The organism is Lewinella cohaerens DSM 23179, from assembly GCF_000379805.1.
Taxonomy (GTDB): Bacteria; Bacteroidota; Bacteroidia; order Chitinophagales; family Saprospiraceae; genus Lewinella; species Lewinella cohaerens.
In genome coordinates, this window is record NZ_KB903545.1 from 65,321 (window position 1) to 77,485 (window position 12,165).

The 12,165-nt window shown below is 46.9% G+C and carries 10 protein-coding genes; 1 reads left to right on the plus strand and 9 read right to left on the minus strand.

The genetic code is table 11. The annotated features are described in order from the left end of the window. Window positions 1-3,891: 3,891 nt before the first annotated feature. The 7 genes from A3EU_RS0114375 to A3EU_RS0114405 all read right to left on the minus strand — a co-directional run bounded on the left by A3EU_RS0114375 (window position 3,892) and on the right by A3EU_RS0114405 (window position 9,300). Window positions 3,892-4,494, minus strand: a complete 603-nt coding sequence (locus A3EU_RS0114375; protein ID WP_026211402.1) for a MarR family winged helix-turn-helix transcriptional regulator — start codon at window positions 4,492-4,494, stop codon at window positions 3,892-3,894. A 72-nt stretch (window positions 4,495-4,566) separates the two neighbouring features. Continuing rightward, a complete protein-coding gene (locus tag A3EU_RS0114380; protein ID WP_020536879.1) occupies window positions 4,567-4,848 on the minus strand; it encodes a DUF2024 family protein in 282 nt (93 codons plus the stop codon). Between the two features lie 71 nt (window positions 4,849-4,919). Beyond that, window positions 4,920-5,153 (minus strand): thioredoxin domain-containing protein, encoded by a 234-nt coding sequence (locus A3EU_RS0114385; RefSeq protein WP_020536880.1) that lies wholly within the window; start codon window positions 5,151-5,153, stop codon window positions 4,920-4,922. Between the two features lie 215 nt (window positions 5,154-5,368). Beyond that, window positions 5,369-5,836 carry an energy transducer TonB gene (locus A3EU_RS30515; RefSeq protein WP_020536881.1) on the minus strand — a complete coding sequence of 156 codons (468 nt, stop codon included), beginning with the start codon at window positions 5,834-5,836 and terminating at the stop codon, window positions 5,369-5,371. Window positions 5,837-6,083: 247 nt separating this feature from the next. Then, window positions 6,084-8,033 carry a CocE/NonD family hydrolase gene (locus A3EU_RS0114395; protein WP_020536882.1) on the minus strand — a complete coding sequence of 650 codons (1,950 nt, stop codon included), beginning with the start codon at window positions 8,031-8,033 and terminating at the stop codon, window positions 6,084-6,086. A 120-nt stretch (window positions 8,034-8,153) separates the two neighbouring features. Continuing rightward, the gene (locus A3EU_RS0114400) at window positions 8,154-8,783 is read right to left on the minus strand and encodes a copper homeostasis protein CutC (protein WP_020536883.1); all 630 of its coding nucleotides are present in this window, start codon (window positions 8,781-8,783) and stop codon (window positions 8,154-8,156) included. Window positions 8,784-8,844: 61 nt separating this feature from the next. Next, window positions 8,845-9,300 carry an ankyrin repeat domain-containing protein gene (locus tag A3EU_RS0114405; protein WP_020536884.1) on the minus strand — a complete coding sequence of 152 codons (456 nt, stop codon included), beginning with the start codon at window positions 9,298-9,300 and terminating at the stop codon, window positions 8,845-8,847. 271 nt (window positions 9,301-9,571) lie between these two features. Between A3EU_RS0114405 and A3EU_RS0114410 the strand changes: the two genes are divergently transcribed. Beyond that, on the plus strand, window positions 9,572-10,522 hold the full coding sequence (locus A3EU_RS0114410) for a hydrogen peroxide-inducible genes activator (RefSeq protein WP_020536885.1): 951 nt from the start codon (window positions 9,572-9,574) through the stop codon (window positions 10,520-10,522). 104 nt (window positions 10,523-10,626) lie between these two features. On the opposite strand, the gene A3EU_RS0114415 is transcribed toward A3EU_RS0114410, so the two are convergent. Further along, window positions 10,627-11,421 (minus strand): anti-sigma factor, encoded by a 795-nt coding sequence (locus tag A3EU_RS0114415; RefSeq protein WP_020536886.1) that lies wholly within the window; start codon window positions 11,419-11,421, stop codon window positions 10,627-10,629. 1 nt (window position 11,422) lies between these two features. Continuing rightward, window positions 11,423-12,040, minus strand: coding sequence for an RNA polymerase sigma factor (locus A3EU_RS0114420; RefSeq protein WP_020536887.1), 618 nt, complete (start codon window positions 12,038-12,040; stop codon window positions 11,423-11,425). Window positions 12,041-12,165 lie beyond the last annotated feature (125 nt).

A 12,165-nucleotide genomic window follows, 5' to 3' on the forward strand; every position in this document is an offset into this window, starting at 1 on the left:
TAACACCCTTACACTTAAAAAAAACATGTTCCTAACCATCTTTCGTACCGAAATTAACCACTGGCTGCGTCAGCCTTATGTCTATCTTTTTGGTGGCTTGCTGTTTGTTATCTCCCTGGCTACCATGTGGGGAATGGCGGCCGAAGCCACCGGTGGGCCGGATGCTGAAATGCTGAACTCTCACTTTCGGATCAATTTCATGAGCAACTACCTTAGTTTGCTGATGCTGTTTGTGTTGCCCGCGACGCTGGGGGCGGCAGTATACCGCGATTTTAAAAGCGAGATGTACACCTTGTTGTATGCCTATCCGATTACAAAGCCTAGCTATTTGGCGGCGAAATTTCTGGCGGCCTACCTTGTAACAGCAGCGGTGGTGCTAACGATTGGTTTTGGTTTTGTGTTGGGAACGCAGATGCCAGGCGTCAATAAGGAAGTGCTCTTGCCGTTTGAATTTGGGGCTTATGTGCAGTTGTATGCGGTGTATATTTTGCCCAATATGCTACTGTTCGGAGTGCTTGTTTTTGCTATTGTCACCCTGACGCGCAATGTATACGCTGGTTTTGTGACCATCATTTTGGTGATTGTCTTTCAGGGCTTGTTGGGTGGCTTACTAAGCGGAGAAGACCTTGGATACTGGGCCGCCTTGCTGGACCCGGTCGGAGATACTGCGGTGAAATATTCTGTAAGATTCTGGACCACGGCTGCGCGTAATGAAGAAGCTTTGCCCGTGAGTGGGGTGATTTTGCATAATCGGTTGTTGTGGATGTCGGTAGCGGTGATGGTTGGTGCTTATGTTTATCGCAGGTTCAATTTTCAGCAGTTTTCTCAAAATAAGAAGAGCAAGAATAGTAATGTCGTCACTCAACGGCGAGCGATCTCCTTTTCTCCGGCGCAAATGCCCCAGGTTGGCTATCAGTTTGGGCTTACCCAGCGACTCCAGACGCTCTGGCAAATTGCGAAGGCAGATTGTCGTTATATCGTACTGAGTTGGCCCTTCCTGGTGATGCTTTTTGCGGGTTTTATGTTGGTCTATTTTCAGCAGCACCAGATGAACCCCATGTACGGTTTTGATATATTACCCACCACGGGGCGGATGCTCAAGGTGCCGATGTTTATCTTCAGTCTGGTGATCAATTTGTTGACCTTCCTGTACATCGGAGTACTTCAGTTTCGGGGGCAAACCACCCGTATGGGCCCACTGGTAGATACAGTGCCTCAGCCGGATTGGTTACTGATGTTGTCAAGATTAGTGGCGGTGCTACTGATGCAGTTGTTGCTTTTAGGCTTGGTAATGATAGCGGGGATACTGGCGCAGACGCTGCAGGGGTATTACCGCTACGAGCTATGGCATTATGTTTTTGAATTGCTGGGCCTACAGTTTATCCATTTTGTGATTTGGGCTTGTGTGGCCATGTTGGTGCAAACCGTGGTAAAGAATATGTACCTCGGGTTCTTTTTGCTGCTGCTCCTACCAACGGGGGTAGCGGGGTTACGCGTAATTGGTGACTACCTGAAATGGCCGTTCTTGCGCGAAAGCATTATTCAGTTCAATCAGGTGCCAGGCATCACCGTAGGTTTTAGCTATTCAGAGCTGACGGGTTATGGGACTATCTTGCCACTGTATTATGCTTTTAAAAGCTATTGGCTGGTATTGGGAATTGTTTTTTTAATGCTCAGTTTACTATGGTGGCGACGTGGCATTGTATTTACCTGGCGAGAACGCTGGCAAGTGGTTGTTCAGCGGTTCAACAGTGGATTGCGAACACCAATTATTTTGTCCAGCGTCTTATTCCTTTTAATGGGCGGTTACCTTTACATGGAAGAAAATGTTTGGGCGACGGCCCAATACACCACCGCTAAGCAACAGCGCATATCGGCCTTGAACGAACAGCGATACCTACGTTTTCAAGGCTATCCCCAACCAATGATCGCCGGGGCTGATATCAAAATGGACATCTATCCGGAAAAACGTGACTTTACCGCCAGCGGCCAGCTATATTTTGTTAACAAACTGGAGCAAGCCATTGATACCATTCTGGTTACTAAAAGTTTTAGGGAGATTACCGAATACGAGTTGCTACAACCCCACAAGTTGGTCAGTAATGACGAAGAGGTACGTTTTGATGTGTGGGCGCTTGACCAACCGCTGGCCAAAGGCGATACACTGGCGATGAATTTTTCAGTACGAAACTATCCCAATACGCTTTTGCACGATAACAGTAGGGTAACCCAAAACGGTACTTACATCACCGCGAATATTTTACCTCGCCTTGGTTTTAGGGAGTTTTTCTTGAGTGGGAAAGAGAAAAGAGCAAAATACGGCCTGCCTCCTCGCGAAAACCGGGAGCTTCTACCCTCAGATACGACACTTTTGGGCTATACTTTTACCGGAAACAATATGGATCGTATCGTCTACGAAACCACAGTGAGTACCGCTGCTGACCAAGAAGCTTTTTCGATGGGCAAACTGGTGCGTTCCTGGACGGAGGGTGACCGCCACTACGCCCATTACCGCTCAGATGGATGGATTACTAATAATATCTCGTGGCTATCGGGGCGCTATGTCCGCAAGACGGCGGCTGCGGAAGGAATTGGCTTGGCAATTTATCATGACCCTGCCCACGGTCGTAATTATGACAATCTGGTGGAGGGGATTCAGTCTTCGCTGGATTATTGTAGTCGGTGGTTTGGATCTTTGGATTATGATAGCTTACGCCTTATAGAATTTCCGCTTACAGAGGGTACTCATGCGACCCTGAACGGGAATTTGATTCCATATTCGGAGGCACTATTTCTCTGTAAAGTGGAGACTACGGGTGAAGAGGCGCTTGATATACCTTTTTATTCTTCTGCCCATGAGGTCGCACACTACTGGTGGGGGCACCGCGTAGACCCCGCCAATGTGGACGGCGGAAAACTCGTCACCGAGGCCCTGTCGGAGTACATTGCAATGCAAGTTATGAAACAGGAGTTAGGAGAAAAGCGACTAAGTGCCTTCCGGAAAACGATGCATGACGTCTACTTGCGTACGCGCGCCCAAAGCGGCGATGAAACACCACTGATCCTGGCCAAAGAAGGGCAAGATTACCTGAATTACTACAAAGGAGGCCTGGCTTTCTACGCGCTAAGTGATTACTGGAGTGAAGAAGCACTCAATAGTAGTCTTGCCAAATATGAGGCCGCCCGCCGGTATGCACCACCGCCTTACCCGACCTCGCTGGAGCTGATCGCACATTTGCAAAAAGATATACCGGATAGTTTGCAATACCTGCTGGAAGATTATTTTGAGACCATTACGCTTTATGACAACCAGCTGCAAAACGTGGAGCTTAGGTCGAATACAAACCAGAAATGGGAGGTGAACCTATCTTGCCAGGTGACCAAGTACCGCGCCAACAAGAGTGGCCAAAGAACATTTACCAATGCCGCAGGAGATCATCTTCAAATAGGAGAGACCCAATCTTTGCCCTTGCAGGACTACATCGAAGTAGGGTTTTATAAAAACACCGACGCTGGGGAAGTCTTGATCTCGAAGAGGAGAATAAAGGTGACGGCCATCCAAAATGACCTGCAATTTATGCTGATAGAACGGCCGGATAGGATCGTACTTGATCCAGATTTACTGCTTTTTGAAGAGGATAGAGAGGNTAATGGGTGGGAGCGATAGGAGGCAGTGTATTGTGTCGATATAGGTATAACCACCGCCGAACAAGGAACATTAAGAACCTCTTTAAAAGTACTTATGTGACCTTACAATCCCTTGTATGGTTCAATTTACGGCCAACAAGCTCTTAGCGGAGAGGGAGGATTTGAACCACCAAAGGCACTTAAGAAGATAATCACTTAGGTGTCTTTGGTGGTTTAAAAAAGCGGGGCATAACGGATCGTTTTTTATGACGCTTCAAATTCCGGGCAATCAATGCGTAACTCATTAGTCAGTAAGGTTTTGCCTAGGAAATTACAGAAATGCCCGTCGGGCTTTTGCTCATAGAAACGACATCCAAAACAGGTGCGCTGAACGGTGATAATGCCAACCTTGTTAAGTCCGAATATCAGTTCTTGTAGGGAAGAAAACAACTGTTCCTTATCCGGCGCACTTAATTTATTGATGGAAGCTTCGACAGGGCTGGCGAAAAGCTCTGTTGCAGCTACCGCTTCTTTGCCCTTTGGGGTTAATATGATAGTGAAAGCCCTTTTGTCTAATTTGGAAGGCACTTTTTCCGCCAGGCCTTTTTGGACCAGGGCCTTTAATGCATCGCTAATGGTAGGTTTGGTCAGGTTAAACTCCTTGGCCAAATGACTGACATTGCACAAGCCATCGTCATGGTGAGCNACAAATATCAGTAGCTGGATCTGAATAGGGCTCAATCCGATTGTTTTGGCGTGATCCCATAATAACACCCTGAATACACCTGCGATTCTTTCGAGACCTGAGGTGATTTTTGCTGTCAGGTTAATGTTTTGTCTGGCTGGGTCAAATGGACTTTTACTCATCCTGATACGCTATGTGAAAAAAAAATACCACCCGTAAAGTTAGTAATCCTAATCAAGAGAAACGTGGTGATTCTACGAACAGCCTTCCATTTCGATGATAAAGTAGCCCTTTTCTGCAATTTCATCCTCCCACTCCGGGCGGAGAGTTTCTATATGACAAAGACGGCATTGCTTGGACGCGAGCGGCTGATCTGCCTGGCCTTTTGTTTTGAGGTATTCTTTACCATAGTTGTAGATAGTGTTGGTGTCCATGATTTTTACTGGAGCAATAATATCAAAATGCATGATGTTACCGTCTTTTTTAGTGACATAGGTATCCCATACATTAACTTTTTTAGCGGTGGTTTTTTCCATTTTATAGATTGCTTTTGATTGAATATATGTAGCACCCACCAATATGGCGGATGCTACGATAAATAGGAAACTTATCCTTTTACATCAGCCATAGAGGCTCCGAAGTTGAGGTGAAGAACATTGCCGTTTGGTGTGATCAGGGCAGGCACTGATTTTACGCCTGCATTTTCGGCCTCTCCAATCTTGTTTCTGTCATTTCCTAGATGGACGACTTCAACATTGTTGACTCCGATGAGGCTGATGATGTCTTGCTCTGCACTGATGCATACTGGGCAACCGGCGTGGTAAAAGATAGATTTACTCATTGTTTTGAATATTTTGAGTGGTTAAAAAGTAATTGATGTACAAATATAGTTAGGATTCCTAACTATGTCAAATTTGACTATACTTTTTAACAGAAAGCAGCGGACCGAACAGGGGAGCTCGGCGCAGCGGAGCGAGCACAGCCAGGGATAGTAGGCGCTCGCTAGCGCCGGATAGCCCGGCCGCCCCGCAGGTGGCGGGGATGCCAAAAGAATAATTACTCAAGCCTAATTCTGATAGGTAAATTAAAGCGAACAGGGACGGCCTTTCCACATTGGGTAGCGGGAACCCACTGCCAACCCAAGTCGGCCATGAGCTGTATGAGACGCTTGCCCTCGTCGCCAAAGCCACCACCGATATCACGTACACAGTTGATGGATGCGGGGTCAATAAGCCCCTCTGCGGTGATGGTGAACGAAACGACAATGGTGCCACTAATGCAACTGCTACGGCTAATAGGAGGGTAACGCAAATTGCTGTAGATGAAGTGGAGCATCTGCTGCTCTGCCTGTTTGCGGTAGTCGGCCCCCGCGTCCTTGGTTTTGAGGAGTAACAGCGGCATGACTTCTGACGTGTTGAACATCATTTCGGGTGTATCCTGGTCTTTAGGAAAAGCAGCCAGGTTGCAAACTTGGGCGGAAACAAAACCACCGCTAAACAGAAGGAAGAAGGGTAACCATCTCATAAGGCATGTTTTTTCTTAGAGATGAAAAGCATAAGTGATTTGGTGCTTTTGCATAATTTGAACCACCAAAGGCACCTAAGAGATTACTTAAGTGCCTTTGGTGGTTCAATAAAGCGTGATAACAAGGTAAAGCGGTGAGTGTTCTTACAAGGTAAAGCGGTGAGGATAAGGTAAATTCATGAATTTACCTTGTACCCTGTACCTTGTACCCTGTACCCTGTACCCTGTACCTTGTACTTATACCTTGTTACCTTGTAAGAACACTCACCTTGATGTTGCTAGGGTATTCCCCTGCATGATAAAGACTGTGCTCCTGGGCCTGAAAATCCTCTTCGGTGGCCTCAAAGATATTGGGCACGAAAGTCTGAGGATTCATGTCGACATAAGGAAACCAGCTGCTGTGGACCTGAATCATGAGGCGGTGTCCTTTTTTGAAGGTGTGCATCACATCCTGTAGCTTCCAGCTGACCTCGGTGATTTCATTGGGGGCAAATGGTACGCCTTTTTCGAAGCCGTTGCGGTAACGACCGCGGAAGGCCTCGCCCCGAACCAATTGCTGGTAGCCGCCCATGGTGAGGTTATCCTGGGTTTCTTCGTAGTCGGGGTGATTGTCGGGGTAAACGTCGATGACTTTTACAATCCAATCGGCATCAGTGCCGGTGGTGCTGACGAACAACTGGGCGTTGATAGGCCCGGCCAGGGTGAGGTCTTCGGTGAGGGGCTCTGTAGTGAAAGTGAGGACGTCCGGGCGGCGTGCTACGTGACGCTGATCGTCGGCCATGTATTTGCGCGGAATGAAGAGCGGCTTGATGTCGGTATTAAAAGGCACCGGATGAGCCGGATCGCTAATGAAAGAAGTAGAGGCTGATTCCGTTTTTTCGCCTTCTTCCAAAATTCGACCTTTCTCGCTGAGGAAGAGGTTTTGTTCTATGGCGTCTTCCGGTGGCCAGTTGGCGAAGTCGCGCCATACTTTGGTGCCACAATCGAACATGTGGGCTTCGGCGAGGCCGGTTTCGCCATCGGCAGGGCCTTTGAGCCAGTGGTGGAAAAAACGAGCTTCGACATCGGCCTGATAGTCTTCATTGATGTTTTCACCGAAGAAGACATTACTGACGGCTTGGCGGCCTTTGCGGCGCGACCAGTCGCCATGACTCCAAGGGCCCATGACGATGGTGTTGTAGGCTTTGTCGTTCCATTTTTCAATATTACCATAAGTCATGAGTGGCCCGTAGAGGTCTTCGGCATCAAACCAACCACCGACGGTCATTACTGCTGGGCGAATGTTCTTGAGGTGCTGAACGATGTTGCGCTTTTGCCAAAACTCATTGTAGTCAGGGTTGGCCATGATCTCCTTCCAGAAGAAATTGTCTTGGTCGGTGACGGCATCAAGCTTGGAAAGCGGGGTGTGTCTGAGGTAAAAATCATAGGGGTCAGGCCCCATGTTCGGGAACTGGTACCAAGCTTCGCTAGTAGGTGCTGTTTTTTGGATGCCAAAAAGGTTGTTGACAGACCAGTACGCCAAGGTGTAAGCCCCATTGTGATGAAAATCATCAAAGTAGAAATCACCGATCGGGGCTTGCGGGCTTACCGCCTTTAGCGCCGGGTGCGCGTCGATGAGCGAGCAAGTCGAGTAAAAGCCTGGGTAGGAAATACCCCATACACCGACCTTGCCGGTGTTGTTTGGGAGGTTTTTTACCAACCAGTCGATACTGTCGTAGGTATCGCTGCTTTCATCAATCTGGCTAGTAGCTTTTTTGTTGGGAACATAGGGACGCATATTGTCGAAGGCGCCCTCGCTCATCCAGCGGCCACGAACATCCTGGAAGACGAAGATGTACTTTTCGTTGGCCAATTCCTGAAGGCGGCTGAAATCTTCCGGGTACTGATCTGCGCCATAAGGTTGGGCACTGTAGCAGGTGCGCTGGAGCATAATAGGATAGGGGTTCTCCGGGCTGGCATCCTTAGGCGTGTACACCGCAACGTAGAGCTTGACCCCATCACGCATGGTGATGTAGTGCTCTGTTTTGTTGTAAAAAGCCTTGGGATTTTCCGCAGGCGTGGTCATTACCTCTTCCGTGACGGCCTGTTGAGGCACGGTGGAGGTAGTGGTGGTTACCGTAGTGGTTTGGGTAACTTGCTGGGTAGGGGTACAGGCAAACAAAGTGAGTGCCAGTAGCAAGAGTAGAGTATTCCTCATTATTGAATGTTTTGAGGAATAAATATAGCAATAGTTATATCAGTTTTGTTGTAAAAAAACAACTAAAACTTTTAGAGGAAATACCTTCTTACCTTCAACCGTAGTACCAAATTCCACTACCTACAAGTCCCCCACAATCCGCCGCCCATGATAGGCAGGGACCGGAATCTTGCTTTGTACCTGAGCTAGGTTACCTTTGGTGATTTTGCCGGCGGCAATGATATGTTTTGATGGGTGTAGTAAGCTTTGCATGGCCATGATCTGTTCAGCACCTTCCAGTGCGGTAGGAGCACCACCAGAGGTGAGGATACTGGTAAGGTTGGTTATTTGATTGAGCGCCGGAATGCTGGCGAGCGGATCAGTTACATAGTCAATCACTTTATGCAAGGTGAATTCTTCTTCCGGAAATGCCGTGCACAGGGCACTAATGGCAGCGATATCCAACTTGTTTTCTGGGGTAGCCATCCCGATAACGAAATGTTGAATGCCTACTTTCTGGAATTCCATAATGCTATCCCACATTTGGCGCAGTTCTTCCAGTGTGAATACGAAATCTCCTCCCCTGGGGCGAATCATCACTTTGATCGGAATATCGACTGCTGCTAAGGTACGCTTGGTAAGTGCGAGTGCTGGCGTTAGGCCATCCTGTGCCAAATCGCTACACAATTCTAGCTGGTTTGCTCCTCGTTGGGCAGCGGTGATTGCTTCGTTGAGCGTTTCTACACAAGCTTCGATGATAGGTTTTTGCATTAGAGAGTGCATGTTTTAGGTGAAAGCTTTTTTGATGATTTTAGGCAGTCTCATGCTTTATTTACGAAGTCTTTAGCAGTTCGGCCACCTCTTGGTGTTTAGCGTGGTCCAGCGCTGTTTTGCCATCTGTATCTTTTAGGCCTCTGTAAGCGCCCGCTTCGAGGAGCATTTGCGCTATAGCAGTGTGGCCGTACGTGGCAGCGAAAATGAGTGCTGTCGCTCCGTTTGTGTTTTGAATATTCACCCCGGCACCGTGATCCAATAGTAGATTGGCCATCTCTTCGGAGCCTTTGAAACATACGCCCATCAATGCGGTATTGCCAGCCCCAGCCTGTTCGTCGATATCGGCACCCGCAGCCAAAAGAACTTTTACAACGGGCATTTGGTCACTATAGGTTGCCATCACAAGCGGTGTGAATCCCCGGGCATCTTTTTGTTCTGCTAGGGCAGGATTGTCAGCAAGTTGAGCTTTTATTTCTTCTAAGTTACCAACACGGATTGCATCAAAAAAATTCATCCTTTCAGGAGTTTAGGGAGTTCGCAAAAAATAATCTACACATCTTCCTACAAATTTTGCTTTATCCATCATCAGATTTTCCTTGCGTAGCCCGCTATGCTGCTAAAAATCTGATTTGTCTAAAGAAAAATTTGCTACGTCCTTTGCGTAGATTATTTATTTCCTCATCCCTTAAGTTATAGCCTCGTCAATTAATTTCCAAAATTACAATAAGTAATTATAATACCCGTGATTGTGTTATTAGATTTGCTTATAAAAGGAAGAAAAGACCATGACACTTCAACAGCTTGAGTATGCCTTTCATCTAAGGAAAACCGGATCTTTCAGCAAGGCTGCAAAAAGGGCTGGCCTCAGTCAGCCAGCGATCAGCCAGCAGATTACAAAGCTGGAAAATGAGCTGGGGTTTGCTGTTTTTGACCGGCAAACTAAACCTATTAAAGCAACGCCCACAGGGAGGCGTTTTCTGGAAAGGGCTCAAATGGTATTGTTGGAAGCTCAACAACTCAAGGAGTTTGCCCTCCAATTGGAAGAGGATGTGGAAGGTTCTTTAACCGTTGGAATTATTCCTACGCTTGCTCCTTACTTGGTGCCGTTTTTTATTCAGGACTTACAGCAAAAACATCCCAGAATCAAGCTTAATGTTCAGGAGATGATGACCAAAGATATTGTACGTGGTATTCTGGATGGTGAACTCAATGGTGGGATAATATCCACACCGATAGCCAGCCAGTTGGCTTTTCAGTATGTCCCATTGTTTTTTGAGAAATTCTTCCTTTACGTTTCTTACAAACACCCCTTCTTTCAACAGCCTGAGGTTAATTTGGAAGATATTAGAACAGAGGATTTGTGGCTCCTCAATGAAGGGAATTGCTTCAGCGATCAGGTCAACAATATGTGCCAACTTACTCGTTTGAATAAACAGAAACCTCAATTGGAATACGGAAGCAACTCCATCGAAGCATTGCGCCGTATTGTTGAACATAAAGGCGGCCTTACTTTTCTTCCAGAGCTGGCAACCCTCAATGTATCTCCCAGCCATGAAGATATGATCAAAAAGATAGCCGGCCCGGTAAGAGCAAGGGAAATAAGTATGATTTTTTTAAATAATGACCCTAAAAAGCATCTACTCCTGAAGCTGAATGATGTGATCCAGGATAACCTGCCAAAATCTGTTTTGCAAAAAGGCGAGAAGTTATTGGTAAAAACGAATGTGGAAGTGTGATTTGTGTTCTTCCCGATTCATAAAGAGAGGGCCACCGCGAGGAACGAGCACCTCCGTGATTCCGATTTATCGGAAGAACACTCCCGCGAGTGAAACGAGCACTCTTACCCAGTTGTACCAATTACCACCATTTCCTCCAGCGTAGGTACTTCACTACCTCCTCTAGGTTCCAGTGTAACCGCAAAGGCCTGGACATTCTCAATGAAAGGTACTTCTTGAAGCGTGCTGTTGGTATCAACGGTAACGTCAAAGACACCCATGTCTACAGGAATACCGCCCACGATAGCCCACAGCTGGTATTGCTTGTCGGCGTCAGGGGTGGCGAGGTTAACGATGTCAAGGTAAGATTTCTTCGTCTCGGCGTTGTAAATGATTGAGGCGAAAGCCGTTGTGTCTTTATCTGTTCCCCGCATTTGTATCAGGCTATTGCCCGACTGGCGAATGGTCTGCAGTTGGTTGAGTAAACCACGGTTGGTTTCAGTAGTTTCATCACAATCCAGTTGCAGGTTTTGGTATTCAGTAGCAAGCTCCTGATAGTTACGGTCTTTTTGTTGGTTGTCAAAGAACAACCAAGCGGCGGCAGCCAGGGCAATGATTGCGAGCCCAGTGAGCCATCCGTTTGCACCACCACCAGTAGGTGGAGTTGTTGGAGGTGTAGGCAATGGGTCAGGGACTACACTTTCCAGGCTGTCGTTGAGTCGTTGTTGAAAGTCAGGGCTCGGAGTATCCTGATAAAGGGAAAGATATTTCTCTATGGCGTACTCTATCTGACGCAATTCTTCTACCAGCTCGGGATGTTTCTGGATATTCGCTTCTACCTCGCTTCTCTCGGTAGGAGAGAGCAGGTCGAAAGCGTATTGCTCCAAAATGCCAGATGCTATGTATGCTTTGATGTCCACGTCAGTGCCAATCGTTTAAAAGGTTCGTTAATGTAACGATGATCGTCAAAAGTTGCTTGAGATGATCATCCTTAAGTTGTTCGCGCAACAGATCAATTGCTTTTCGCAGGCGGGTTTTTATTGTCCCGAGAGGAATACCGAGTTCTTTTTCGATTTCTCTTTGGGAATACCCCTGGAAATAGGCAAGGTCAATCAGTTGGCGGTACTTGGGGTCGATGGAGTCGAGGACTTTCTGGAGGCCAGCGTCTGCTATTTTCGACTCTTCACTTCCCAATACATCAATACTTACGAGATTTTCGGTGCTAGTGGTTTCCCGGCTTTTACGAAAACCTGCAGAACGCACCTTGTCGATAGCTGTATTACGAGCAATATTGGCAAACCAGGTAAATAACCTTCCCTTCCCTGACTCGTATTTGAGTGCGTTTTTCCAGATTTTTATGAAAGTATCTTGGAGAACCTCTTCTGCAATCTCGTGTGAACCTACAATACGTTTGATAACCCCCAGTAGTGTTTCTGCATAATTTTGATAAATAAGATCAATCGCAGCACGGTCTGACCGGCTGAGGAGGAGCGCAATTTGCTGCTCTAGTTGATCCCTTTTTTCGAAATTGTTAGTCATTAAAGTATTGTTCAGCGGTAAGGTAGAAAAAATTGAAGAATGAAACAGTAAGATTTCATAGGTTAATAATAAGGGTACCCGTCGCTGATGATGGATACCCTTCTAACTCAGGTTTAATTAATAAT